General features: G+C 57.5%; 25 protein-coding genes. 16 read left to right on the forward strand and 9 right to left on the reverse strand.

Annotation, left to right across the window (positions count from 1 at the left end):
• Window positions 1–23 precede the first annotated feature (23 nt).
• A complete protein-coding gene (locus AB2B48_RS04245) occupies window positions 24–1,415 on the forward strand; it encodes an MFS transporter (protein ID WP_368300883.1) in 1,392 nt (463 codons plus the stop codon).
• Here AB2B48_RS04245 and pspF read toward each other — a convergent pair.
• Window positions 1,406–2,380 (reverse strand): phage shock protein operon transcriptional activator, encoded by a 975-nt coding sequence (gene pspF, locus AB2B48_RS04250; RefSeq protein WP_185666059.1) that lies wholly within the window; start codon window positions 2,378–2,380, stop codon window positions 1,406–1,408. The genes AB2B48_RS04245 and pspF overlap by 10 nt on opposite strands.
• Before the next feature lie 166 nt (window positions 2,381–2,546).
• Here pspF and pspA point away from each other — a divergent pair, with 166 nt between their 5' ends.
• The 12 genes from pspA (at window position 2,547) to tyrR (ending at window position 13,601) form a co-directional block, all read left to right on the forward strand.
• Entirely contained in the window at window positions 2,547–3,215 is a 669-nt protein-coding gene (gene pspA / locus AB2B48_RS04255; RefSeq protein ID WP_185666060.1) for a phage shock protein PspA, read from the forward strand.
• Between the two features lie 52 nt (window positions 3,216–3,267).
• Window positions 3,268–3,492 (forward strand): envelope stress response membrane protein PspB, encoded by a 225-nt coding sequence (gene pspB, locus AB2B48_RS04260; RefSeq protein ID WP_035894063.1) that lies wholly within the window; start codon window positions 3,268–3,270, stop codon window positions 3,490–3,492.
• Entirely contained in the window at window positions 3,489–3,848 is a 360-nt protein-coding gene (gene pspC, locus AB2B48_RS04265; RefSeq protein ID WP_185666358.1) for an envelope stress response membrane protein PspC, read from the forward strand. Before pspB ends, pspC begins: the two co-directional genes overlap by 4 nt.
• A 14-nt stretch (window positions 3,849–3,862) precedes the next feature.
• Window positions 3,863–4,081, forward strand: a complete 219-nt coding sequence (pspD, locus tag AB2B48_RS04270; RefSeq protein ID WP_185666061.1) for a phage shock protein PspD — start codon at window positions 3,863–3,865, stop codon at window positions 4,079–4,081.
• Window positions 4,082–4,115: 34 nt separating this feature from the next.
• On the forward strand, window positions 4,116–5,513 hold the full coding sequence (locus AB2B48_RS04275) for a YcjX family protein (RefSeq protein ID WP_185666062.1): 1,398 nt from the start codon (window positions 4,116–4,118) through the stop codon (window positions 5,511–5,513).
• Entirely contained in the window at window positions 5,510–6,577 is a 1,068-nt protein-coding gene (locus tag AB2B48_RS04280; protein ID WP_368300884.1) for a TIGR01620 family protein, read from the forward strand. The genes AB2B48_RS04275 and AB2B48_RS04280 overlap by 4 nt, the downstream gene beginning before the upstream one ends.
• A gap of 123 nt (window positions 6,578–6,700) precedes the next feature.
• Complete coding sequence (locus tag AB2B48_RS04285; RefSeq protein WP_220440547.1) at window positions 6,701–8,269, forward strand: ABC transporter substrate-binding protein; 1,569 nt, start codon at window positions 6,701–6,703, stop codon at window positions 8,267–8,269.
• A 77-nt stretch (window positions 8,270–8,346) separates the two neighbouring features.
• Entirely contained in the window at window positions 8,347–9,396 is a 1,050-nt protein-coding gene (locus tag AB2B48_RS04290) for an ABC transporter permease (RefSeq protein WP_333011762.1), read from the forward strand.
• A complete protein-coding gene (locus tag AB2B48_RS04295) occupies window positions 9,396–10,229 on the forward strand; it encodes an ABC transporter permease (RefSeq protein ID WP_368300885.1) in 834 nt (277 codons plus the stop codon). Before AB2B48_RS04290 ends, AB2B48_RS04295 begins: the two co-directional genes overlap by 1 nt.
• Window positions 10,222–11,058, forward strand: a complete 837-nt coding sequence (locus tag AB2B48_RS04300; RefSeq protein WP_185666066.1) for an ABC transporter ATP-binding protein — start codon at window positions 10,222–10,224, stop codon at window positions 11,056–11,058. The genes AB2B48_RS04295 and AB2B48_RS04300 overlap by 8 nt, the downstream gene beginning before the upstream one ends.
• Entirely contained in the window at window positions 11,045–11,749 is a 705-nt protein-coding gene (locus AB2B48_RS04305; protein ID WP_368300886.1) for an ABC transporter ATP-binding protein, read from the forward strand. Before AB2B48_RS04300 ends, AB2B48_RS04305 begins: the two co-directional genes overlap by 14 nt.
• 307 nt (window positions 11,750–12,056) lie before the next feature.
• Window positions 12,057–13,601: a transcriptional regulator TyrR gene (tyrR, locus tag AB2B48_RS04310; protein WP_185666068.1), complete on the forward strand. Its 1,545-nt coding sequence runs from the start codon at window positions 12,057–12,059 to the stop codon at window positions 13,599–13,601.
• A gap of 47 nt (window positions 13,602–13,648) precedes the next feature.
• Here the strand turns inward: tyrR and tpx are convergent, their stop codons facing one another.
• On the reverse strand, window positions 13,649–14,155 hold the full coding sequence (gene tpx / locus AB2B48_RS04315) for a thiol peroxidase (RefSeq protein WP_064545896.1): 507 nt from the start codon (window positions 14,153–14,155) through the stop codon (window positions 13,649–13,651).
• Between the two features lie 101 nt (window positions 14,156–14,256).
• On the opposite strand from tpx, the gene ycjG reads away from it, so the two are divergent.
• Window positions 14,257–15,222, forward strand: a complete 966-nt coding sequence (gene ycjG / locus AB2B48_RS04320) for an L-Ala-D/L-Glu epimerase (RefSeq protein ID WP_368300887.1) — start codon at window positions 14,257–14,259, stop codon at window positions 15,220–15,222.
• On the opposite strand, the gene mpaA is transcribed toward ycjG, so the two are convergent.
• Complete coding sequence (gene mpaA / locus AB2B48_RS04325) at window positions 15,213–15,932, reverse strand: murein tripeptide amidase MpaA (protein WP_368300888.1); 720 nt, start codon at window positions 15,930–15,932, stop codon at window positions 15,213–15,215. The genes ycjG and mpaA overlap by 10 nt on opposite strands.
• A 192-nt stretch (window positions 15,933–16,124) precedes the next feature.
• On the opposite strand from mpaA, the gene AB2B48_RS04330 reads away from it, so the two are divergent.
• Together AB2B48_RS04330 and AB2B48_RS04335 are read left to right on the forward strand one after the other, a co-directional pair.
• Window positions 16,125–17,741: a peptide ABC transporter substrate-binding protein gene (locus AB2B48_RS04330; RefSeq protein ID WP_368300889.1), complete on the forward strand. Its 1,617-nt coding sequence runs from the start codon at window positions 16,125–16,127 to the stop codon at window positions 17,739–17,741.
• 225 nt (window positions 17,742–17,966) lie between these two features.
• A complete protein-coding gene (locus AB2B48_RS04335; RefSeq protein ID WP_368300890.1) occupies window positions 17,967–19,163 on the forward strand; it encodes a tyrosine-type recombinase/integrase in 1,197 nt (398 codons plus the stop codon).
• A gap of 30 nt (window positions 19,164–19,193) precedes the next feature.
• On the opposite strand, the gene AB2B48_RS04340 is transcribed toward AB2B48_RS04335, so the two are convergent.
• Genes AB2B48_RS04340 through AB2B48_RS04365 form a run of 6 tightly spaced genes read right to left on the reverse strand, consistent with a single transcriptional unit; the run spans window position 19,194 to window position 24,106 of the window.
• A complete protein-coding gene (locus AB2B48_RS04340) occupies window positions 19,194–19,442 on the reverse strand; it encodes a helix-turn-helix transcriptional regulator (protein ID WP_368300891.1) in 249 nt (82 codons plus the stop codon).
• 46 nt (window positions 19,443–19,488) lie between these two features.
• On the reverse strand, window positions 19,489–19,731 hold the full coding sequence (locus tag AB2B48_RS04345) for a DUF4060 family protein (RefSeq protein ID WP_185667594.1): 243 nt from the start codon (window positions 19,729–19,731) through the stop codon (window positions 19,489–19,491).
• Between the two features lie 7 nt (window positions 19,732–19,738).
• Window positions 19,739–20,047, reverse strand: coding sequence for a hypothetical protein (locus tag AB2B48_RS04350; RefSeq protein WP_368300892.1), 309 nt, complete (start codon window positions 20,045–20,047; stop codon window positions 19,739–19,741).
• A gap of 2 nt (window positions 20,048–20,049) precedes the next feature.
• Entirely contained in the window at window positions 20,050–20,472 is a 423-nt protein-coding gene (locus AB2B48_RS04355; protein WP_368300893.1) for a PerC family transcriptional regulator, read from the reverse strand.
• A 35-nt stretch (window positions 20,473–20,507) separates the two neighbouring features.
• Window positions 20,508–21,548 (reverse strand): RecT family recombinase, encoded by a 1,041-nt coding sequence (locus AB2B48_RS04360; protein ID WP_368300894.1) that lies wholly within the window; start codon window positions 21,546–21,548, stop codon window positions 20,508–20,510.
• Between the two features lie 14 nt (window positions 21,549–21,562).
• On the reverse strand, window positions 21,563–24,106 hold the full coding sequence (locus tag AB2B48_RS04365; protein ID WP_368300895.1) for a RecE family exodeoxyribonuclease: 2,544 nt from the start codon (window positions 24,104–24,106) through the stop codon (window positions 21,563–21,565).
• Between the last annotated feature and the right edge of the window lie 68 nt (window positions 24,107–24,174).

Below are 24,174 nucleotides of genomic sequence, written 5' to 3' on the forward strand. Positions count from 1 at the left end.
GACGTACAACCTGAGGGCGAGCCATGAGTACCGTTTCGTTGACTGAAGCGCCGTATGTCGGTACCGACCGACTGTTGGCGGGCATTGTACTAAGCGTGTTGACCTTCTGGCTGTTTGCCCAGTCGGTTATCAACGTGGTTCCTGTCGTAAAAAGCAGTATCGATATCTCGCTGGAGACGCTTACCCTTGCGGTCAGCCTCAGTGCGCTGTTTAGCGGCTGTTTTGTGGTCGCCAGCGGCGGCCTGGCGGATAAGTTTGGCCGGGTACGCCTGACGCTTATCGGCCTGGCGCTGAGCATTGTGGGCAGTGCGCTGCTGGTGGTTTCTCAGGGACCGATGCTGTTTCTGGCCGGGCGCGTTGTTCAGGGATTGTCTGCCGCCTGCATCATGCCAGCGACGCTGGCGCTGATTAAAACCTGGTACGAGGGACGGGCGCGACAGCGCGCGGTCAGTTTTTGGGTGATTGGCTCATGGGGCGGCAGCGGCCTGTGCTCCTTTGTCGGCGGGGCGATTGCCACCGGGCTTGGCTGGCGCTGGATTTTTGTCTTCTCCATCGCCGCCGCGCTGGCTGCCTTCCTGCTGATTCGCGGCACGCCAGAGAGCCGAAGTGCCACCGCCGCGCAGCATAAGCTGGACGTTAGCGGGCTACTGAGCCTGGTGGCGGGCCTGGTGCTGTTTAACCTGTTTATCTCCAAGGGGCATCACTGGGGCTGGACCAGCGGCCTGTCGCTGTCGATGCTGGCAGGTGCCGTGGTGGCGATGGGCTGGTTTATCCGCAGCGGTCTGCGCAAAAAGGAGGCCGCGCTTATCGACTTCGCGTTGTTTAACAACCGTTCCTACAGCGCGGCGGTGCTGTCGAACCTGATGCTTAACGGCGCGATTGGCACCATGATGATTACCAGCATCTGGCTACAACAGGGGCGACATCTGAGCCCGTTCCAGACCGGGATGATGACGTTGGGCTATCTGGTGACCGTGTTGTTGATGATTCGGGTCGGAGAGAAACTGCTCCAGCGCTATGGCGCAAGGCTGCCGATGATGGGCGGCCCGGCTATCGCGATGGTGGGGATTTTCCTGATTTCCTGCACCTTACTGGAGACCTGGACCTATATCGTGACCGTCTTTTTCAGCAACGTGCTGTTCGGTTTGGGGTTGGGCTGCTACGCCACACCGTCGACCGATACCGCCGTTACCAGCGCGCCAGAGAATAAAGTGGGCGTGGCTTCCGGGATCTACAAAATGGGCAGCTCGCTCGGCGGGGCGTTTGGCCTGGCGATGACCGCCTCGCTCTATGCGCTGTTCCTGCCGCACGGGATGGCGAAGGCGGCACAGTACGCGCTGTGGTTTAACTGCGCGCTGTGCCTGGGGGCGATAGCGGTGAGCGCGCTACTGTTGCCGCGTCGGCGTCAAAGCTGATGCTTTTTCAACAGCGCGCGCAGCTGGTGGTAGGTTAGCCCCAGCAGCTCGGCCGCCTGTTTTTGGTTGAATCGGGCCTGTTGCAGACTTTGCTGCAACAGGCCTTTTTCTTGTTCAAGCTGGAACTGGCGCAGATCCAGTGGCAGCGTCGGGCCGACGTTTTCCCCTGCAGGCTCAGCATGAACCGACGGTTGGCGGCGGAACGGGTCGATAATAATATCGTCCAGCGGTTCATCAATGGAGCCGTGGCGGTAGACCGAACGCTCCACCACGTTTTTCAGCTCACGGATATTCCCCGGCCAGCGGTAGTGCAGCAGCGTTTCGCGGGCGCGTTCGGTAAAGCCGGGAAACAGCGGCAGACCGAGTTCACGGCACATCTGAATCGCGAAGTGTTCCGCCATCAACATAATGTCGCTCTGACGTTCGCGCAGCGACGGCAGCAGCACCACGTCAAAGGCCAGCCGGTCGAGCAGGTCGGCACGGAAGGTGCCTTCCTCCACCAGCTGCGGCAAATCCGCATTGGTCGCGCACACCAGGCGTACGTTGACCTGTAATGGCTGGCTGCCGCCGACGCGTTCAAGCTCGCCGTATTCGATGACTCGCAGCAGCTTTTCCTGCACCAGCATCGGCGCGGTGGCCAGCTCATCGAGAAACAGCGTGCCGCCGTCGGCGCGCTCAAAACGCCCTGGGTGACGTTTTTGCGCCCCGGTAAACGCCCCGGCTTCATGGCCGAACAGCTCGGAGTCGAGCAGGTTTTCGTTCAACGCCGCGCAGTTAAGCGAAATAAACGGCCCCTGCCAGCAGGAGGAGAGGTAGTGCAGGCGGTTGGCGATAAGCTCCTTGCCCGTCCCGCGCTCGCCGATAATCAGCACCGGTTTGTTCAGCGGCGCCAGTCGGGAAACCTGCTCCAGCACCTCAATAAAGCGGTTCGCTTCGCCGAGGAGAGTATCTTTGTTATCTGCCATGATGAAATTCGCCACATGTTGGTGTAATTCGCCATTTCACTGTAGGCGTTTAACGGCTGAAATTCAATCACCTCTTTGATAATCAATAAGATAAAAGTTGGCACGGAAGTTGTAATAGTCTTTACGCAGGGCTCAGCCCGATACACAGAACTAAGAGGATTGAACAATGGGTATTTTTTCTCGTTTTGCCGACATCGTGAACGCCAACATCAACTCGCTGCTTGAGAAAGCGGAAGACCCACAGAAGCTGGTCCGCTTGATGATCCAGGAGATGGAAGACACCCTGGTGGAAGTGCGCTCCACCTCTGCCCGTGCGCTGGCAGAAAAGAAAGACCTGTCCCGTCGTGTGGAACGTGCGCAGGCGCAGCAGGTTGAATGGCAGGAGAAGGCCGAACTGGCGCTGCGTAAAGAGAAAGACGATCTGGCGCGTGCGGCGCTGATTGAAAAACAGAAGCTGACCGACGTTATCGGCACGCTGGAACATGAAGTGACGCTGGTGGATGAAACCCTGGCACGCATGAAAAAAGAGATCGGTGAGCTGGAGAATAAACTCAGCGAAACCCGCGCTCGTCAGCAGTCTCTGGCGCTGCGTCATCAGGCGGCGAGTTCATCTCGCGATGTGCGTCGCCAGCTGGACAGCGGTAAACTGGATGAAGCGATGGCCCGCTTTGAATCCTTTGAACGCCGCATTGACCACATGGAAGCGGAAGCCGAAAGCCATCGTTTTGGCAAAACGCCATCGCTGGACCAGCAGTTTGCCGAGCTGAAAGCCGATGACGAAATCAGCGAGCAGCTGGCGGCGCTGAAAGCCAAAATGAAGCAGGACAACGAATAATCATTCCGGCGGCACCGACCGTGCCGCTGCTCATAATATATAAGGAGTTTCTATGAGCGCGCTTTTCCTCGGCATTCCCCTGACGTTATTTGTGCTGTTTGTCTTGCCGATTTGGCTGTGGCTTCACTATAGCAATCGCTCCCGCTCCGGCGAGCTGTCACAGGGCGAGCAGCAGCGGCTGATGCAGTTGACCGATGACGCGAAACGGATGCGCGAGCGTATTCAGGCGCTGGAAGCCATTCTGGATGCAGAACATCCAAACTGGAGGGACAAATAATGGCGCTGGATCTGAACAAAAAGCTGTGGCGTATCCCGCAGCGAGGCATGGTGAAAGGGGTCTGCGCCGGTATTGCCGAGTACCTCGACGTACCGGTCAAGCTGATTCGTATTATTACCGTGCTGGCGATGCTGTTTGGTCTGTTTTTCTTTGTCGTCGTCGCCTATGTGATTTTGACGTTTGCCCTCGACCCGATGCCGGAAGGGGCGATGAACAACCCGCACCAACCCTCCAGCCGCGATTTGCTGGATACGGTGGATGCTGAATTAGCCGCTGGCGAGCAGCGACTGCGCGAGATGGAACGTTACGTGACATCTGACACTTTTACCCTGCGCAGCCGGTTCCGTCAGCTCTGAGCAAGAGGTCACTGATGAATAATAAATGGCAGCGGGCAGGCCAAAAGGTGAAGCCCGGTTTAAAAATCGTTGGCAAGCTGGCGCTCCTGACGGCCCTGCGTTACGGCCCGGCAGGCGTAGCCGGATGGGCGGTGAAGTCCGTCGCCCGTCGCCCGCTGAAAATGTTTCTGGCGGTGGCGCTGGAACCGCTGTTGTCCCGCCTCGCCAAACGTTATTTCCCCATGGCAAAATAGGGCTATCGGTGTAGCGAGGAGTGTCTGATAAGCAATGAAGCGACTCAAAAATGAATTCAATGCGCTGGTCAACCGTGGCGTTGACCGGCATCTTCGTCTTGCCGTTACCGGCCTCAGCCGCAGCGGCAAGACTGCCTTTATCACCGGCCTGGTGAATCAGCTACTCAATATTCATACCGGCGCGCGCCTGCCGCTGTTGAGCGCGGTACGCGAAGAGCGCCTGCTCGGCGTCAAACGCATTCCCCAGCGCGACCTCGGTATCCCGCGATTCACCTATGACGAAGGGCTGGCACAGCTCTATGGACAGCCGCCGTCCTGGCCGACGCCGACGCGCGGGGTAAGCGAAATACGTCTGGCGCTGCGCTACAAATCGAACGACTCGCTGCTGCGTCACTTTAAAGAGACCTCCACGCTCTATCTGGAAATTGTCGACTACCCCGGCGAGTGGTTGCTCGACCTACCGATGCTCAACCAGGACTATCTGAGCTGGTCGCGCCAGATGACCGGGCTGTTGACCGGCCAGCGCGCCGAGTGGTCGGCAAAATGGCGACAGCTGTGCGAAGGGCTGGATCCGTTTGCACCCGCTGACGAGAACCGACTGGCGGAAATCGCCCAGGCCTGGACCGACTACCTGCACCAGTGCAAGCAGGAAGGGCTGCACTTTATTCAGCCGGGTCGCTTTGTGCTGCCGGGAGACCTTGCCGGTGCCCCGGCGCTGCAATTTTTCCCGTGGCCGGACGTGGACGCCATCGGTGAGTCAAAGCTCGCGCAGGCGGACAAACACAGCAATGCCGGTATGCTGCGCGAGCGCTTCCATTACTACTGCGAAAAAGTGGTGAAGGGGTTCTACCGGGATCACTTCCTGCGCTTCGACCGCCAGATTGTGCTGGTCGATTGCTTACAGCCGCTCAACAGCGGCCCGCAGGCGTTTAACGATATGCGCCTGGCGCTGACGCAGTTGATGCACAGCTTCCATTACGGGCAGCGTACCCTGTTCCGTCGTCTGTTTTCGCCGGTTATCGACAAGCTGCTGTTTGCCGCCACCAAGGCGGATCACGTCACCGTCGATCAGCACGGCAATATGGTGTCGCTGCTGCAACAGCTGATCCAGGACGCCTGGCAGAACGCGGCCTTTGAAGGCATTACCATGGACTGTCTGGGGCTGGCTTCGGTACAGGCAACGCAGAGTGGGCTGATTGAGGTTAACGGCGAGAAGATCCCGGCGTTACGCGGTCATCGCTTAAGCGACGGCCAGCCGCTCACCGTCTACCCAGGTGAAGTCCCGGCGCGTCTTCCCGGGCAGGCTTTCTGGGATAAACAAGGTTTTCAGTTTGAGGCCTTCCGTCCGCAGACGATGGACGTTGACCAGCCGCTGCCGCATATCCGTCTGGATGCCGCGCTGGAGTTTTTGATTGGAGATAAGCTGCGATGAACGACGCCTATAAACCACGAATTGATTTTGACGGCCCGCTTGAGGACGTAAAAGCAGAACAGTTTAAAACCTCGCAGGCGTTTGATGACGTTACGGCGGAAAAATTCGCCCCGGTCACGCTCGACGAAGAGCCAGAGCAGGAAGGGCAGGTGGAAGCCACCCTCGATGCCGCGCTGCGTCCGAAACGCAGCCTGTGGCGCAAAATGGTCACCGCCGGGCTTGGCCTGTTTGGCATTAGCGTCGTCGCCCAGGGCGTACAGTGGACGATGACCGCCTGGCAAACCAACGACTGGGCGGCGCTCGGTGGCTGTGCCGCCGGGGCGCTGATTGTTGGTGCGGGCGTGGGGTCGGTGGTCACCGAATGGCGCCGACTCTGGCGCTTGCGCCAGCGCGCGGAAGAACGCGATGAAGCGCGTACCTTAATGCACAGCCACAGCGTGGGCAAAGGACGCGCGTTTTGCGAGGGGCTGGCGCGTCAGGCGGGGCTGGATCAGTCGCACCCGGCGCTACAGCGCTGGTACGCCGCTATCCACGAAACCCAGAGCGACCGCGAAGTGGTCAGCCTGTACGCCCATCTGGTGCAGCCGGTACTGGATGCGCAGGCGCGGCGTGAAATCAGCCGTTCGGCGGCGGAGTCGACGCTGATGATTGCCGTCAGCCCACTGGCGCTGGTGGACATGGGCTTTATCGCGTGGCGTAACCTGCGCCTGATCAACCGTATCGCGAATCTCTACGGTATTGAGCTTGGCTACTACAGCCGTCTGCGCCTGTTCCGCCTGGTGTTGATTAACATCGCCTTCGCCGGGGCTAGCGAGCTGGTGCGGGAAATCGGTATGGACTGGATGTCGCAGGATCTCGCCGCGCGTCTGTCGACCCGTGCGGCGCAGGGGATTGGTGCCGGGCTGCTGACCGCACGTCTTGGGATCAAAGCGATGGAGCTTTGCCGACCGCTGCCGTGGATCGATAACGACAAGCCGCGTCTGGGTGACTTCCGCCGCGAGCTGATAGGCCAACTGAAAACGACGCTGCAAAAAGGAAAATCGGCGGCGCAGCGGGATAGTTAACGAGATAAAATATGGTTATGCAAAAATTGTATAACCTATTTCTATACTTATCTTTACTGAAAGTGACAACCAGCGCTACTTTAGCTGAATCGTCCACAACACGTTCATTTTCAGGAAGTCCCGATGACCAAAAAACTGCTGCCGTTACTCGTGCTGACCGCGCTGTCAGCTTCCGCTTATGCCGCTACGCCACCGAACACGCTGGTCGTGGCTCAGGGTCTGGACGATATTGTCAGTCTGGACCCGGCGGAGGCCAACGAGCTCTCCAGCATCCAGACGGTGCCAAGCCTCTACCAGCGTCTGGTTCAGCCTGACCGCAACGACCCGGCTAAAATCACACCGATTCTGGCTGAAAGCTGGCAGGCGGATGCGGCGAAAAAAACGCTGACCATCAAGCTGAAAAACGACGCCAAATTTGCCTCCGGCAACCCGCTGCGCCCGGAAGATGTGATTTTCTCCTACACCCGTGCCGTCACGCTCAATAAATCCCCAGCGTTTATCCTTAACGTCCTCGGCTGGGAGCCAGGCAACATTGCCAGCCAACTCAAGAAAATTGACGACCATACGCTGCAGCTAAGCTGGACGGCTGACGTCAGTCCGTCGGTGGCGCTGAATATTCTCTCTACGCCGATTGCCTCGATTGTGGATGAGAAGCTGGTAGCAGCCAACGTGAAGGGCAATGACTTCGGTAACGAATGGCTGAAAATGCACTCGGCGGGCAGCGGCGCGTTCAAAATGCGCGTCTACCAGCCGCATCAGGCTATCGTGCTGGAAGCCAACGACACCTCGCCAACTGGTGCACCGAAACTGAAAAGCGTGATCATTAAAAACGTGCCGGATCCAGCCTCCCGCCGTCTGCTGATCCAACAGGGCGATGCTGACGTGGCGCGCGACCTTGGCGCCGATCAGATTGACGCCCTCCAGGGTAAGCCCGGCTTACAGGTGTTAAGCATTCCGTCTGCCGAGCAAAACTACGTGGTGTTCAACACCGCGAATACCGCCAACCCGCTGCTGGCTAACCCGGCGTTCTGGGAAGCGGCGCGCTGGCTGGTGGACTACAACGGCATTACCAAAGATCTGCTGAAAGGGCAGTACTTTGTGCATCAGAGCTTCCTGCCGGTCGGTTTCCCGGGCGCGCTGGACAACACGCCGTTTAAATTTGACCCTGCCAAAGCCAAAGAAATTCTGGCGAAAGCGGGCATCAAAGACGCCCACTTCACTCTCGATGTGGAAAACAAACCGCCGTTTATCACCATTGCGCAGTCGATGCAGGCAAGCTTTGCCCAGGGCGGCGTGAAGGTGGATCTGCTGCCAGCAGCGGGCAGCCAGGTTTACGCTCGCGTGCGGGCGAAGCAGCATCAGGCGGCGATTCGTCTGTGGATCCCGGACTACTTCGATGCGCACTCCAACGCCAGCGCCTTTGCCTTCAATGACGGTAAATCCAGCACCGTGGCGGGGCTGAACGGCTGGAAAATCCCTGAGCTGAATAAAGCCACGCTGGCGGCCGTCGCCGAACCGGACGTCGCAAAACGCCTCGACCTGTACAAAAAAATGCAGGAAGAGCTGCAGCGTAATTCGCCGTACGTCTTTATTGATCAGGGCAAAACGCAGATTGTGGTTCGCGACAACGTGAAGGGCTACCAGCAAGGGCTGAACGCCGATATGGTCTGGTACGACCGCGTGACCAAATAGTCCGTCAGATAACCCTGGCCCGGCGGCGTAAACCGTCCGGGCCATTGTCGTTTTCTCGTTGATATACGGAAATACCCATGCCCGCCGCTTTACCGAATCCCACCGCGCTGCGAACGCGTCGGTTACTGTCTGCGCTTTTTCAGGGCTTGCTAACACTCGCGCTCACGCTGCTAGGGCTGTTGCTTGTCACCTTTGCGCTCTCTGCGCTTTCACCCGTTGACCGCGTGCTGCAAATTGTTGGCGACCACGCCAGCCAGTCGACTTACGATCAGGTTCGCCATCAGTTGGGCCTTGATCGTTCTCTACCGGTACAGTTCTGGCACTATCTGGTTAACCTGTTCCATGGCGATCTCGGCACTGCTAGCGCCACCGGGCAACCGGTGCTGCACGATCTGCTGGCCGCCTTTCCTGCGACGCTTGAACTCGCCACGCTGGCGTTGATTATCGGCGCGGTGTTCGGCGTGATTGCTGGTGTACTCTGCGCCCGTTACGCGGGTTCCCCCTGGGATTTTGCCGTACGAACGCTGACGCTGTTGGGTAACTCGGTGCCGATTTTCTGGCTCGGGCTGCTGATGCTGGCACTGTTCTACGCGAAGCTGCAGTGGAGCCCTGGCCCCGGCCGTCTGGACGACATCTACCAGTTCACCATCGAACCCAAAACCGGTTTTGCGCTGATTGATACCTGGCTTTCCGGCGACAAGGAAGCCTTCCGCAACGCGTTCAGCCATCTGGTGCTGCCGGTGCTGCTGCTGGCCTACTATTCGCTGGCCAGCATCACGCGCCTCACGCGTTCCGCCTGCCTGAGCGAGATGAACAAAGAGTACATCCTGCTGGCACGCGCCAAAGGGGCAGGTGAGATGAGCATTCTGCTGCGTCACGTGCTGCCGAATATCCGCGGCACGCTGCTGACGGTCATCGCGCTGGCCTATACCTCAATGCTAGAGGGCGCGGTGCTGACCGAGACGGTGTTCTCCTGGCCGGGGATTGGCCGCTACCTGACGACGGCGCTGTTCGCTGGCGATACGGCGGCAATAATGGGGGGAACGCTGCTGATTGGCGTTTGTTTTGTGTTGATTAATAACCTCACCGATGTGCTGGTGCGGCTGACCGACCCGAGGGTTCGCTGATGCCATCATCTCTGTTTTTACGCCGATTACTGCGCTCGCCTGCGGCCTGCTGCGGGCTGATTATTATTGCCCTGCTGGTACTGACGGCGTTGTTGGCGCCGTGGCTCGCGCCAATGGATCCTAACTGGCAGGACGCCGCCGTGCGCTTGCAGATGCCGAGCGCGTTACACTGGCTCGGCACCGACAGCTACGGGCGCGACCTGCTCTCAAGGCTGATTTACGGTACTCGTCCGGCACTGGGGCTGGTGGCGCTGGTGACGGTGATTACGCTGCCGGTTGGGCTGCTGATTGGCATTCTTTCCGGCTATTACGGTGGCTGGCTGGAGCGCATTCTGATGCGTTTTACCGATGTCGTGATGTCGATGCCGCGCCTGATTCTGGCCTTTGCCTTCGTGGCGATGCTGGGTCCAGGGCTGGTTAACGGCGCGTTAGCGCTGGCGCTGACCACCTGGCCTGCCTATGCACGACAGGCGCGCAGTGAAATCCAGCGTCTGCGGCATAGCGACTATTTAGCCGCCGCCGAAATGATGGGGATTCGCGGCCTGCGCCTGTTGGTCGGCCATATTCTGCCCCTGTGCCTGCCGTCGGCGATCGTACGTCTGGCGCTGGATCTGGCGGGGATCATTCTGGCCGCTGCGGGTTTAGGCTTCCTCGGCCTGGGCGCGCGTCCACCCATGGCGGAGTGGGGGGCGATGATTGCCGATGGCATGCAGGTGATCTTTGATCAGTGGTGGATTGCCGCCGCACCAGGTGCGGCGATTCTGATTGCCAGCCTGGCGTTTAACCTGCTGGGCGATGGTTTACGTGACGTTCTGGAGCCGCAACATGACTGAGCAACGCCTTTCCGTACAGGGGCTGAATATTGATTATCCCCGCGCGCGGGTGGTCAACAATATGAGCTTCACGCTCGGCAATGAGCGGCTGGCGCTGGTGGGGGAATCCGGCTCCGGCAAGTCGATGACCGCGCGGGCGTTAATGGGCCTGGTGCGCAAGCCGGGTATCGTCAGCGCCGACCGTCTCAACGTACTTGGCCATGATGTGCTCTCCCTGAATGCGCGCGGCTGGCGTGCGCTGCGGGGTAATGACATCGCCATGGTGCTGCAAGACCCTCGCTATGCGCTGAACCCGGTGAAAACGGTACGTGAGCAACTGGAAGAGGCGCTCACTCTCCATCAGCGGCTGAACCGCCGCGAGCGGCAGGAAAAGTGTGAGTCCGCGGTGCTGGCGATGGGGCTCGACGTGGCGGTGCTGAACCGCTATCCGGGCGAACTGTCCGGCGGCATGGGGCAGCGGGTGATGATTGCCATTGCGCTGATTAACGACCCTAAAGTCCTGATTGCCGATGAACCCACCTCGGCGCTGGATGCCCGTCTGCGTAATCAGATCCTCGAGCTGCTGGTGGCGCAGTGCGAACAACGGCAGATGGCGATGCTGCTGATTAGCCACGATTTACCGCTGGTGGCTCAGCACTGCGACCGGGTATTGGTGATGTATCAGGGTAACGGCGTGGATGAGATGGCGGCACGCGATTTACCGCAGGCCACGCACCCTTACACCCGCACCTTGTGGACCTGCCGCCCGAACGCGCAGACCTATGGTCAGATGCTGCCGACGCTGGATCGCAGTCAGAACTTTGAGGAGACGGCACATGGCGATCGTTGATATTCAGGCGTTACAGGTGACGTTTGGCGAGAAAACGGCGGTGTCGGCGGCCAGTTTCCACGTCAACGCTGGCGAAACCTTCAGCCTGATTGGGGAATCCGGCTGCGGGAAATCGACCATTCTGCGGGTTATCGCTGGGCTGCAGCGCGAGTGGGGCGGGCTGGTTTCGCTGTTCGATAAACCGATCACCCCCGGTGCACGCTTCCAGGGTGAACTGCGCCGCAACGTGCAGATGGTTTTCCAGGACCCGTACGCTTCGCTACATCCGAACCATACGCTGTGGCGTACGCTGGCCGAGCCGCTGAGTATTCATGGTGAAGCGGACATTGAAACTCGGGTGCAGACGGCGCTGGAGCAGGTGGGATTGCCCGCCGATGCCGCCAGCCGCTATCCGCATCAGCTTTCCGGCGGCCAGCGTCAGCGCGTGGCGATTGCCCGCGCGCTGCTGCTGCGGCCAAAAATCCTGCTGCTCGACGAACCCACCTCGGCGCTGGATATGTCGGTGCAGGCGGAGATCCTGAACCTGCTCAACCGCTTGAAGCAGGACCACGGTATGACCTATCTGCTGGTGAGTCACGATGCGGATGTGATTGCGCATATGTCCGACCGCGCGGCCTTTATGGCGGGTGGCGTGATTCAGCGTTTCTTTGACCGTAGCGCGCTGGAGCGTGGCGAGCATCGAATGGGGTAATTTTTAACATCCTGGCACAATCTGCCCCCTCTCCCTTTTTAAGGGAGAGGGTTGGGGTGAGGGTTAATCCACCGCCGCTACAATCATCTCATTACGGATTGGCTATCGTGCCGTCTCCCTCACCCTAGCCCTCTCCCCAGAGGGGCGAGGGGACCGTTAAGTGCGGTTTATTAATTGAACGCATAACTTTACGGCACAACGCCCATTTTTCCGCCATACTGTCAATAATTGTTGACACTCATCTTCACGCCAGCGAATAAGTGTCTTATTATTCATACGTCTTTGGCTTATAAGGGTGAACACTCCCATGCGTCTTGAAGTCTTTTGTGAAGACCGTCTCGGTCTGACCCGTGAACTGCTCGATCTTCTGGTGCTGCGCGGCATTGACCTGCGCGGTATCGATATCGACCCTGTTGGCCGAATCTACCTTAATTTTGCGGAGCTGGATTTCACCAGCTTCAGCAGCCTGATGGCGGAAATCCGCCGCATTGCGGGCGTGACCGACGTTCGTACCGTCCCGTGGATGCCCTCCGAACGTGAACATCTGGCGCTGAGCGCGCTGCTGGAAGCGATGCCGGAGCCGGTGCTGTCGCTGGATACGCGCAGCAAAATCGAACGCGCTAACCCGGCGAGCTGCCAGCTGTTTGGCATGAGCCAGGATAAAATGCGCAACCATAACGTGGCGCAACTGATTAGCGGCTTTAACTTCCCGCGCTGGTTCGAAAGCGACGAAGTGGAGTCTCATGCCGAACACGTGGTGATCCACGGGCAGAACTTCCTGCTGGAAGCCACGCCGGTCTACCTGAGCGGCGAAAACGACGCCCGCGTGCTGGCGGGGGCGGTGCTAATGCTGCGCTCCACGCTGCGTATGGGCCGCCAGTTGCAAACCATGACCACCCAGGATGTTAGCGCGTTCAGCCAGATTGTGGGCGTTAGCCCGCGTATGCGTCAGGTGGTGGATCAGGCGCGCAAGCTGGCGCTGCTGACTGCGCCATTACTGATCGTCGGGGAAACCGGCACCGGTAAAGATCTGCTGGCCCACGCCTGTCACCTGGCAAGCCCGCGTGCGGCGAAGCCGTACCTGGCGCTGAACTGCGGCTCCATTCCGGAAGATGCGGTTGAGAGCGAGTTGTTTGGCGATGCCGCAGAGGGGAAAAAAGGGTTCTTCGAACAGGCTAACGGCGGCTCGGTGCTGCTGGATGAAATTGGTGAAATGTCGCCGCGCATGCAGACCAAACTGCTGCGCTTCCTCAACGATGGCACCTTCCGCCGCGTGGGTGAAGACCATGAAGTGCATGTCGACGTTCGCGTTATCTGCGCCACCCAGAAAAACCTGGTGGAGCTGGTGCAAAAAGGGCTGTTCCGCGAGGATCTCTATTACCGCCTCAACGTGCTGACCCTTAACCTGCCGCCGCTGCGCGATCGTCCACAGGACATCATGCCGTTGACCGAACTGTTTGTGGCGCGCTTTGCCGATGAGCAGGGGATCTCCCGCCCGAAACTTTCTGCCGATCTCAACACTGTGCTCACTCGCTACGGCTGGCCGGGCAACGTTCGCCAACTGAAGAACGCGGTGTACCGTGCGCTAACTCAACTCGAAGGCTACGAACTGCGTCCGCAGGACGTACTGCTGCCGGATCACGATGTATCAAGCGCGGCGGTAGGGGAAGAGGCGATGGAAGGCTCGCTGGACGATATTACCCGTCGCTTTGAACGTTCGGTGCTGACGCAGCTTTATCGCAGCTATCCAAGCACCCGAAAACTTGCCAAGCGTCTGGGCGTATCGCACACGGCGATTGCCAATAAATTGCGGGAATATGGCCTGAGCAACAAGAAGGGCGAAGAGTCATAAAAAAACAGCCTCTGAAAAGAGGCTGTTTGTCTTTTGCGGTGCGGTGATTACGCTTTCAGGGCAGCCAGTGCCGCATCGTAGTCTGGCTCGTTGGTGATTTCGTTCACCAGTTCGCTGTAGACCACGTTGTCGTTTTCATCGATAACCACAACAGCACGTGCCGCCAGACCTTTCAGTGCGCCGTCTGCGATGCCTACGCCGTAGGTCTGCAGGAATTCTGGAGCACGCAGGGTAGACAGAGTAACTACGTTGCTCAGGCCTTCTGCGCCGCAGAAGCGAGACTGCGCGAACGGCAGGTCAGCGGAAACGCACAGCACCACGGTGTTGGCCAGTTCGCCAGCCAGTTGGTTGAATTTACGCACAGATGCCGCGCAGACGCCGGTATCGATGCTTGGGAAAATGTTCAGAACTTTACGTTTGCCCGCGAACTGGCCGAGGGTGACGTCTGACAGATCTTTTGCCACCAGCGTAAACGGTTGAGCTTTATCGCCCGCCTGTGGGATAGAACCTTGAACAGCAACGGGATTGCCCTGGAAATGTACGGTTTGCGACATGATTATCTTCCTGTTTACATATAGTTAACGTCTGCCCTAGTGTATGACAACAGGCGTTAACACGGCAAACCCTATTTACGCCTGATTGTAAGGAGCAAAAAATGAGAAAGCTGCGAGTCTTCGAAGAAGCCTGGCCATTGCATACCCCTTTCGTTATCGCACGCGGTAGCCGCAGTGAAGCGAAGGTGGTGGTGGTTGAGCTGGAGCAGGATGGCGTAAAAGGGGTGGGTGAGTGCACGCCGTATCCGCGCTACGGCGAAAGCATCGCTTCGGTGATGGCGCAAATCATGGCGCTGGGCGAACAGCTGGAACAGGGGTTAACCCGCGAACAGTTGGCCACGCTGCTGCCGGCCGGGGCCGCGCGAAATGCGATCGACTGTGCGCTCTGGAGTCTGGAAACCCACCTGTTGAAAAGTGACGTTGTCACGCAGCTGGGTGTTCGCCTACCTGACACCCTTACGACTGCCCAAACGGTAGTCATTGGCACCCCAGAACAAATGGCCGCTAGCGCAAAGGCCCTGTATGAAAGCGGTGCCCGATTGCTCAAAGTGAAGCTGGATAACCATTTTATTTGTGAAAGGATGGTGGCGATTCGCGCTGCCGCGCCGGATGCGACGCTGATTGTTGATGCCAATGAATCCTGGCACGGCGATGGGCTTGCCGCGCGCTGCCAGCTGCTGGCGGACTTGAACGTCGCGATGCTCGAACAACCTTTACCGGTGGGCGAAGACGAGGCGCTTAGCCACTTTATCCATCCGTTGCCGATTTGTGCCGATGAAAGCTGCCATACCCGCGAAGATTTGCCCGTGCTGCGCGAGCGCTATGAGATGGTGAACATTAAACTCGATAAAACCGGAGGCCTGACCGAAGCGTTGGCGTTGGCCGCCGAGGCCAAAGCGCAGGGCTTTGCGCTGATGCTCGGCTGCATGCTGTGTACCTCGCGGGCCATTGAAGCCGCGCTACCGCTGGCACCGCAGGTTCGCTTTGCCGACCTCGACGGCCCGACCTGGCTTGCCGCCGATGCCGAACCGGCGCTGCGTTTTACCTGCGGTGAGCTTCACTTGTGATGCGTTGACTGCCAGTGCAGCAGCGCCGTCATCGCCGCCAGATACTTCTCACTGGCCTCGTCGGAGGAGACAGGAGGGAACTCGGCGGTGATGCAGTGCAGGCCAATATCGGCGCACCAGCTACCAAACGACCCTGGCGTTTCATAACCGACGCTGCTGACCAGCGGCAGGCTGAACGCCCCGGCAAGCCATTGCCCCAGTTCGCTGTGACGGCTGTCCTCAATGCAGGCCAGCGGATCGTGGAACGACACTACCCACGCTGGGTTAATCTGATGAATCAGCTGACAAAGCGCCCGGCTCTCCGGTTCGGACCCGGGGCGGCTACCGGTCTGCAGCACCACGTCGCGTTGTTCCGCCGCGCTGTTCCAGCGGTACACCGTGTCGCCCGACTTCCAGTTTGCCGACGGGAAGTTGCGGTTCAGATCCACGCCGTTTGCGTTCGCCCGCAGACCCAACTGACAGCCGTCCGGGTTTACCGCCAGCACCACGTGGTGGCGGCGAAGGTCCGGGGCCAGCGTACGCAGCGCGCAGGAAAGGGTGACGACCGAGGCGTTTTCATCACCGTGCGTGCCGGCAATGATCAAACCGCTCTGCGGGCCAGCCAATGGGGCGGGAAACCAGATGAGCGGAGCCCCAAGCAGAGAACGACCATAGTGTTGTGTTCCGGGCGGGAACGCGCCGCGCTGGGCGCGAGGGCGGGTGGATGACATACGCTGAGTCCTGATACGCAATGGGGATATTGAGCAGTGTTGTGCAAAAATCGCCGCGAATCAAATAGTTTCCCTGATAGATATTGCTGGTGACATATCAAGTTTATGTGACATGTTGTTTGCAATTACCGAGACTGAAACAAATAATATTTTCATCAAGTTGTGTGGGTTTGCCAATTTTAAGGGGATGACATGAAGTTACCGTTCACCTTGACCTGTTGCGCCGTCTTGCTTTCAGGTCTGAGTTCTATCGCCGTCGCGGCCGACGTTCCCGCTGGGACGGTGCTGGCGAAGCAGCAGGAGCTGGTTCGTCATATTAAAGATGAACCCGCTTCATTAGATCCCGCAAAGGCGGTGGGGCTGCCGGAGATTCAGGTCATTCGCGATCTGTTTGAAGGGCTGGTGAACCAGGATGCCAACGGCAATATCATTCCAGGCGTCGCCACCCGCTGGCAGACGAACGATCAGCGTATCTGGACATTTACCCTGCGCAACGATGCAAAATGGTCCGACGGTACGCCGGTCACGGCGCAGGACTTCGTTTACAGTTGGCAGCGTCTGGTTGATCCGAAAACCACCTCGCCGTTTGCCTGGTTTGCCGCGCTGGCCGGCATCACTAACGCTCAGGATATTATCGACGGTAAAGCCAAACCCGAGACGCTGGGCGTCACCGCGGTGGATGCCCACACCCTGCGCGTTCAGCTGGATAAACCGCTGCCATGGTTTGTGAATCTGACCGCCAACTTCTCGCTCTACCCGGTCAACAGAGCCAATGTCGAGAGTGATAAGAACTGGACGCGCCCAGGTAAGCTTATTGGCAACGGTGCCTACGTGCTGGCAGACCGCGTGGTGAATGAGAAGCTGGTAGCGGTACCGAACAAGCACTATTGGGATAACGCGAAGACGGTTATTCAGAAAGTCACCTTCATCCCGATAAACCAGGAGTCCTCCGCCACCAAACGCTACCTGGCGGGTGATATTGATATCACCGAATCCTTCCCGAAAAACCAGTATCAGAAGCTACTTAAGGAGCTGCCGGGCCAGGTCTATACGCCGGCGCAGCTGGGTACCTATTACTACGCGTTCAACACCCAAAAAGGGCCAACCGCCGATGCGCGTGTGCGTCTGGCTCTGAGCATGACCATCGACCGCCGGATTATCGCTGAGAAGGTCTTAGGCACCGGTGAGAAACCGGCATGGCGCTTTACCCCTGATGTGACCGCTGGCTTTAAGCCGCAGACCTCAGAGATGGCGCAAAGCAGCCAGGCCGAACTGAACGCGCAGGCGAAGATGCTGCTGCAGGCGGCAGGCTACGGCCCGAATCGCCCACTGAAGCTGACGCTGTTGTACAACACCTCGGAAAACCACCAGAAAATCGCGATTGCGGTGGCATCGATGTGGAAGAAAAACCTCGGCGTTGACGTGAAGCTGCAAAACCAGGAGTGGAAAACCTATATCGATAGCCGTAACACCGGTAATTTCGACGTGATTCGTGCGTCGTGGGTGGGCGATTACAACGAGCCGTCAACCTTCCTGTCGCTGCTGACCTCCACCAACACCGGCAATATTTCCCGTTTCAGCGACCCGGCGTATGACAAGGTGATCCGCCAGGCGACGCTGGAGAACACCGCCGAGGCGCGTAACGCAGATTACAACACCGCCGAGAAAATTCTGGCCGAGAAAGCGCCTATTGCGCCTATCTACCAGTACACCAACGGACGGTTGATCAAGCCGTGGGTAAAAGGCTACCCGATCACCAATCCGGAAGACGTGGCTTATACGCATACGATGTATATCGTGAAGCACTAGTTGAATACATGCTCCTGATAACCTTCGTTAACCTCATCTAAAACCAGAGCTGGCGCGGATTGCAGCGCCAGCACCTCTCGTTAACCTTTGCTAACCACATCAGAAAACCTCATTTTTTTGACGGTATAAATGACGTATTCAACGAACTACCGTTACGGTAAAATTCAGTTTTTACCGTCATAGCTCATCACCTTTGACGGTATTTATTGATACTGGATACCGTCAATGCTTACCGACACAAAGCTTAAGAATCTGAAACCTAAAGAAAAAATGTACAAGCAATCAGACCGTGATGGATTGTACGTTACCGTCAGTACTGCTGGTACGGTTGCGTTTCGTTATGACTATCGCATTAACGGCCGCCGTGAAACGCTAACTATTGGAAGGTATGGGCCAGAGGGCATTAGCCTTGCCGAAGCCAGAGAGAAATTAAACGAAGCGAAGAAGCTAATCTCATCTGGCGAATCACCGGCGATTAAAAAGCAGCGAAGTAAGCAAGAGGTGAAGAAAGCACTCCATTTTAATGAGTACGAAAAGCAATGGAGAAAAACATGGAAAGTTGCGGATAGCACCAGAGCACTCAGATTATCAATTATGGATAAAGAGGTGCTCCCCAGATTCGGCAACAGGACCCTGAAAGAAATTAATCATAACGACCTGAGATTGTGCTGCGAGGAAATCAGAGATCGCGGAGCTCCGTCTACGGCGCTTAATGTGCGGCACCTTGTAAGCAAGGTTTTTGAGTTTGCCATTGATCGCGGTGTTGAGGTCGAAAACCCCGCATTACGGGTAAAGGCCAAGTCGATAGCCTCTTTCACCCCACGAGATAGGGCTTTGAGTGAGCGCGAGATAGGCGTCTTTTTGAATGCCCTGGCGAGAACAGGAGTTACTCAGTCTATCCAGTTAGCGGTAAAGTTTGTGCTCCTGACCATGCTCAGGAAAAGCGAATTCACCCAAGCCAGATGGAGTATGGTTGATTGGGAGGAAAGAACGCTCACTTTGCCTGCCGAAATAATGAAGATGTCTCGCCCACATCGCATATATCTTTCAAACCAGGCCTTTGACGTGCTTGTTGCGTTAAATGGATTGTATTCCAGGGCTGATTTTATTCATCCGGGACGCTTTAGCAACAAATCCCCACTATCTAGTGCTGCACTTAATGCAGCCATAAGATACGGGCTGCGGCGGCTCGCTAGTGATGGAATTGAACTTGAGCGATTTTCAGTTCATGACCTGCGACGAACAGCGAGCACTCTTCTTCATGAGTTCGGCTACAACTCTGATTGGATCGAGAAATGCTTGGCACATGAGCAGAAGGGCGTTCGTGCGGTATACAACAAGGCAGAATATTCAGAACAGCGCAAAGCGATGCTGCAGGATTGGGCGGACTTGATTGATAAATGGGTGGATAAATACAAATAGGCTGAGGAGGGTTTCCCCTCCTCAGCAGGTTTAGTTTTTCCTGCGACTGCTCCAGGTTTTTTGCAGGCCATTGATCATTCCACTGTCACGAGTGATATTACCTGGGCTTTCCTGCCGAGAGTCCAGCCAGGCCTCCACCTCATCAAGATTCCACGCCACCACTCGAGAGGTTAATGGAAATCGTTTTGGGAAATCCCCACTTTTTTCCAATTTATCAATTGCGTAAAAGGAAAGTGGGACGATTTTAACAAGTTCCGCTTTTCTTACAGCTGCGCGCATTCAGACATCTCCTATAGGCCGCAGTAGGCCATTTGAAAATTAATAATCAACTCACCTGGCCCGGCAGCGCACGCAGTCGGCGCATCCCCGTCATCGCTGTCGCGACATAGCTGCGACTGCGATTGACCACCTCTACCCAAACCTTTACGCCCGACACTCGGACTGTGTATGTCTCTTTCATCTTGCTGCGTCCGTAGTCGCCGTAACGCTGGTGGTGTGTCTCCAGTGCAATGGCGCAGGCCTGGCGCGCGATGGGTGACTGCTTATTGCCGCGGTTAATTAGCTTCATGCTCACCTCACACAAACACATCAATCGGATCGCCATTGCTGGCGGCAGCGCGGTTCGCTTCCCGGCGCAGGCCGAGGACGTAACCAACAGGGTCCCAACTGCTGAGGATGGCGTTCAGCTCTTTCTGGCTGTGCCAGGTTGTCAGGCGGCCCTTGAGCGCGGCGGCGCAGGCGCGGACGTTTGCCCGGGTCGGGCCAGCCATCTTCATGCACAGGCACAATGTCAGCAGCAGGTCGGAATACTCATCTGCAGCCGTGCGCAGCGCAGCAGGCTCAATGCTGGCTTCCAGCTCCGGCAGGCGGTGTTTCAGGCTCATATTTACGCTCTCCCCAGTCGAATACAGCGGTTACGCCGAGACGCAATCATGGCCACGCCGGTTACCGTCTTCTGCAGGCGTGATAGCTCCGCCCAGACCGTCGCTGCCCGGCGCCACAAACCGCGACTCTCTAACTGATTGGCGGCGGCTTCCAGTTTCCGGATGTGCCCGTGTTCTGTCGGATCCGGCGCTGGACCGTTAACGAGTTCGTCGGCATACCAATCGCTGACGATGAAGTTGTGAATACGTCCATCAACGGCATTCCGGGTGCGCAGAATCATGCCGCTTTCTGTCATTACGCCGATGATGTAGCGCGTAGCACGATCGGTAAGGCAAAGCGCTTCACTGATTTGTACGGGGCTTGCCTGCGGATTTTCGAGCAGGTAATGAGCGACCGCTTTCTGACGTTCAAATTTATCTACCATGCTGATAATTCGGCCCCGGCTGGGGCCGACCTCCGTTAGCCAACGTATTCAGGTTTCATGTCGTCGAGCGTCACGCGGAACTGCTCGTACAGCTCATCGCCCAGGTGGCGGCGCGCGGCGGTGAGTGCTGCTTCTGCCTTCGTGAACAGCTCAGCCGCATCCGGTTCACCGGCGTTCGGCAGAGAGTTGATGGTCGCTTCTACTTTGTTGCGAGCGTTCACCCGGTGGTAGCGCTGAGTGGCTTTGTTCTTGAGCTCGGTGAAAAGTGATGAGCCCAGTGCGGCTTTCGCCTGGTTGATGTCTTCGCCAACCGCTTTTGCGGCGTCGATATCTTCGGCGGCATCAATCCGGTCCCGGAATTCGTCGGCGATCGAGTCGATATTCACTGCGGATTCACGCGCGCTGCCGGTGGTTGTGACGGTGTCACCTGAGATTTCAGCCAGGCTAACGCGCTGCGGCGCCGGGTTAATCTCTTTCTCTGCGCGCGGCTCGACTTCATCCGGGCTGTAAACCCCGAGGATGACTTCCGGGCAGTACAGGCGGGCCCAGTACTTCACCGCGAGATACGCGATCTGCTGTTTCGGCGCCGTCTTCCACAACGGTGAGTTCCGAGTGGTGATGTCCGCCAGGTAGATTGGCTCACCCCAGGTGATCTCCGCTTCACCGCGCAGGACTGCACCGACGCGGATAAACAGGCCTAACTCATCGCGTCCGTCTTTCTGGCCGGCAATCTTTTCCCAGTCGCCGCCGTACTCGTAATGGAAACGACCCTGAATGGCGCTTGAGCTGGAAATCACTGCATTAACCAGTTGAGCCTCGTAACCCAGCACGCCGTTTACCAGGTGTGTTTTCTGCGCGACTGCGTAAGGGTTCATGCCCCACTGCATAGCCTGCATGACGATCGCCATGCAGTCGGCTGGTTTACCCGCCAGATGCTTTGGAACGGTGACGGCAGACTGCGCCATCAGGTCGGCGAATGCGGTCAGTTGCCCCAGCGCCTGCACGTTGAATACGGCGTTACTGGCAGAAATGGTGTTCGGAGCCTGCTCGGTCGTGATGATGTTGGTATTTTGCATGGTCAAATCCTCCATTAAGCCAAGCGCAGCGCTTCAAGGCGGCGCAGGTCGAAGTCGTTCAGTTCGTCGCTGTAATCTTCAGTGACCGGTGCCGGCCAGCAGTCGGTGTCATATGCCTGAGCCAGTGCGCGCATAGTGCGCTGGTACTCCAGCAGGCCGAGGTCGAGCAAATCTTCCGATGCCTCGATAACCGCCACCCAGTGATAGCCCTCATCTTTGTTGACGAAGATCCAGAAGAACTGGTCAAAGTCGGCGACATTGCAGTACATGCCTGCGCTGATGTGGTAATCACGGTCGATGATTTCCCGGTGCAGCTTGGCGCGTAGGCCTTCCTGCTTAACTCGGCCCATGCTGATCGTCTTGAGGTCTACGCCGATGCGCACACCGTTCACTTCAACTTCGAGGTCCGGGCGAACGCGCACCTCGAGCCCGGTTTCTTCATCCATGCCGAAATAGCTGGTTTCGACGGCGCGAGAAGGGTGGCGCAGCAGTTTCCCGGCTGATTCGTGATTCAGTAACGCCTGCTGAATGGCTGTGGCCAGGTTAAGTTGCTCGCTGGTCAGGATTGTTTTTCCGGCAACGCTTTCACGCCACTGCTGCTCGAATTCATCCGCGAAAATGGCATCCGGGTTAACTGCTCGGATCGCTTCCTGAAGCTCTTCTTTTTTGCCAGTCAACTTCAACTGGTCAGCCTTAGGCTTGTCCGTGTTGTATTCGCGAATGAAGGCCTTCAGTGAGTCGGTGGTGGTAAATGCCTCGACTGGAATGCCCGGGAATACCGCAAACTCTTCGTGGAGTTTTTCGGGCTCCAGGGCCAGAGTGTGCGCCAGGCTGCCGAATGTCAGCGCGTCGCTGCTTTCGCGGCGGATGGTTTTAGTGACATGGCGGCCGTGATAGAACATCAGGCTCACGCGAGCATCTTTCACCTGAGTGGAGCTGATGCCGTTGGCCGCGTGGTAAACCTCGTTCGGCAGACCTTCATAGCGGCCTGGTTCGAAGAAAGCAGGGTACTCAGCAACTGGTTCTGGCTGATTCACTTCTGGGCTGCTTTGATGCGCATTTTGGTCTTCCTGATGCACAGAACCGTCATTTTGGTTCACGTTTTCCGGTTTTTGGTTTACATCTGTCGCTTCATGGTTTGCCAGGCTCGGCGCAGCGGCGGCCAGAATTTCCCCGGCGCTGGCGTCAGTTACGGTATCTGTCTGCTGATCATCTTCCACAGCACTTTCGCCTGCTGGTACCGCATTGTTAGCTTCGCCTTCGGCGCGCTCAGTCTCTTCCATCGGCTCATCGCTGGTGGTTTCCTTATTTTGTTTCGCTGGGGCGCTCATCAGGCCATCGATGGAGAAAATTCCTACGCCTACGTTGGCGATTTCTGGTTGTTTGGCAGATGGTTCTTCTACCTTCGCCTGGCGCTCGGTGCGGGGATTTTCATCCCACTCAAGATAGCCTTTCGAATGTTCGCCGTTTTCATAGATTCCGTTTTCCGCCAGCCAGGCGCGAGCTTGTTGGCGCAGTTCTTTGACCGGGGTTTCGCCATTCCAATTCACAGCCCGAGTAACGCCGAACACGGACAGGGTGTCATATTCAAGAATGTCGGTGATCCCCATCAGTGTCTTCGCTGCAGTGGTAAAGATGGCTTCTTCGCGTTCCTGCAGGTTTTTAGCACCGGATAGCTGATTGCGGCTGATGTTGCCAGGCTCTGCGTCGGGGTACAGTTGAGCCACTGCGATTTCATTGCGCAGGCTGGTTGTCGATTGAGGTACGGCACGTGTGTGGCGTTCTGATTGCAGCGCTTCCTGCTGCTGGGAGTTCACCGATGAAATGCGATTCCCGACGGTCCACTCACGAACGATGATCCCGCGGTCGATGTGCTCAGTGGTCGCCCATGCCTTCACGAACTGAATAACCTGGTTCAGCTCACTGCGCTTGTCCTGCGGGAATACCGTCTTAACCGCGGCGGTCAACTTCCACAGCGTCGGCATGTCGAAGGCCTTAACCTCAGGTGCGTTCTCGGCGGCCAGCAGCAGGTTCTGGACGTATGTGTTATCTGTGTCCATTTCCAGCGCAGCGATTTGCGCCTGGGTTTCTTTGTTGATGCAGTAGACGCGCAGGTCTTCGGCAATGAACTGCGCGAGCAGCTGCACGCGGAAGCCCATCGGTGCGAGGTTATAGGCGACATCGACAATATGGCTTTCGCGGTCTTCGTCGTCATCCTGTTCTGCGTCTGCGTCTGCGTCGCCAGCATCTTCCTGGTGGAAAGTATCCTGTGGCGCCGCGCCGTCTTTCAACTGCCAGGTGCGCTGGTCATCCGCCAGTTCGTAGCGTTCGCACCAGGTAAAATCAACCACGCCTTCTTCCGGCAGGTCGTTAAATACCGGGAAATCGGTGCGGATAGGCTTCATGTAGTCTTTGCCGCGACCGGTCTCAATGCCTGCATCTTCCAGTGCGACATCCAGCATCAGCGCTGCGCGAGACTCGGTTTTTGCATCAATCCAGACAAAAGCATCAGGCTTCCCTGATTTTTGCGTGGCTCTGATAACAAATGGAAATTCCATGTTCAATCCTCTTTTTTGGATGTTAGAATCCCCGGGCCATTGATGGCGCCCATTGGGTGTGTTCATTG

This window comes from Kluyvera sichuanensis (assembly GCF_040930405.1).
In the GTDB taxonomy this organism is placed as follows: Bacteria; Pseudomonadota; Gammaproteobacteria; order Enterobacterales; family Enterobacteriaceae; genus Kluyvera; species Kluyvera sichuanensis.

Bases quoted from the DNA above. Each gene is read 5' to 3' on its own strand.
- AB2B48_RS04350 (WP_368300892.1), bottom strand. From the start codon at position 20,047: ATGAGCCTGAAACACCGCCTGCCGGAGCTGGAAGCCAGCATTGAGCCT.
- pspB (WP_035894063.1), top strand. From the start codon at position 3,268: ATGAGCGCGCTTTTCCTCGGCATTCCCCTGACGTTATTTGTGCTGTTT.
- AB2B48_RS04330 (WP_368300889.1), top strand. From the start codon at position 16,125: ATGAAGTTACCGTTCACCTTGACCTGTTGCGCCGTCTTGCTTTCAGGT.
- AB2B48_RS04355 (WP_368300893.1), bottom strand. From the start codon at position 20,472: ATGGTAGATAAATTTGAACGTCAGAAAGCGGTCGCTCATTACCTGCTC.
- tyrR (WP_185666068.1), top strand. From the start codon at position 12,057: ATGCGTCTTGAAGTCTTTTGTGAAGACCGTCTCGGTCTGACCCGTGAA.
- AB2B48_RS04335 (WP_368300890.1), top strand. From the start codon at position 17,967: ATGCTTACCGACACAAAGCTTAAGAATCTGAAACCTAAAGAAAAAATG.
- AB2B48_RS04285 (WP_220440547.1), top strand. From the start codon at position 6,701: ATGACCAAAAAACTGCTGCCGTTACTCGTGCTGACCGCGCTGTCAGCT.
- pspF (WP_185666059.1), bottom strand. From the start codon at position 2,380: ATGGCAGATAACAAAGATACTCTCCTCGGCGAAGCGAACCGCTTTATT.
- AB2B48_RS04295 (WP_368300885.1), top strand. From the start codon at position 9,396: ATGCCATCATCTCTGTTTTTACGCCGATTACTGCGCTCGCCTGCGGCC.
- AB2B48_RS04290 (WP_333011762.1), top strand. From the start codon at position 8,347: ATGCCCGCCGCTTTACCGAATCCCACCGCGCTGCGAACGCGTCGGTTA.
- AB2B48_RS04345 (WP_185667594.1), bottom strand. From the start codon at position 19,731: ATGAAGCTAATTAACCGCGGCAATAAGCAGTCACCCATCGCGCGCCAG.
- AB2B48_RS04300 (WP_185666066.1), top strand. From the start codon at position 10,222: ATGACTGAGCAACGCCTTTCCGTACAGGGGCTGAATATTGATTATCCC.
- AB2B48_RS04275 (WP_185666062.1), top strand. From the start codon at position 4,116: ATGAAGCGACTCAAAAATGAATTCAATGCGCTGGTCAACCGTGGCGTT.
- AB2B48_RS04365 (WP_368300895.1), bottom strand. From the start codon at position 24,106: ATGGAATTTCCATTTGTTATCAGAGCCACGCAAAAATCAGGGAAGCCT.
- pspD (WP_185666061.1), top strand. From the start codon at position 3,863: ATGAATAATAAATGGCAGCGGGCAGGCCAAAAGGTGAAGCCCGGTTTA.
- tpx (WP_064545896.1), bottom strand. From the start codon at position 14,155: ATGTCGCAAACCGTACATTTCCAGGGCAATCCCGTTGCTGTTCAAGGT.
- ycjG (WP_368300887.1), top strand. From the start codon at position 14,257: ATGAGAAAGCTGCGAGTCTTCGAAGAAGCCTGGCCATTGCATACCCCT.
- AB2B48_RS04360 (WP_368300894.1), bottom strand. From the start codon at position 21,548: ATGCAAAATACCAACATCATCACGACCGAGCAGGCTCCGAACACCATT.
- AB2B48_RS04245 (WP_368300883.1), top strand. From the start codon at position 24: ATGAGTACCGTTTCGTTGACTGAAGCGCCGTATGTCGGTACCGACCGA.
- mpaA (WP_368300888.1), bottom strand. From the start codon at position 15,932: ATGTCATCCACCCGCCCTCGCGCCCAGCGCGGCGCGTTCCCGCCCGGA.
- pspA (WP_185666060.1), top strand. From the start codon at position 2,547: ATGGGTATTTTTTCTCGTTTTGCCGACATCGTGAACGCCAACATCAAC.
- AB2B48_RS04305 (WP_368300886.1), top strand. From the start codon at position 11,045: ATGGCGATCGTTGATATTCAGGCGTTACAGGTGACGTTTGGCGAGAAA.
- AB2B48_RS04340 (WP_368300891.1), bottom strand. From the start codon at position 19,442: ATGCGCGCAGCTGTAAGAAAAGCGGAACTTGTTAAAATCGTCCCACTT.
- AB2B48_RS04280 (WP_368300884.1), top strand. From the start codon at position 5,510: ATGAACGACGCCTATAAACCACGAATTGATTTTGACGGCCCGCTTGAG.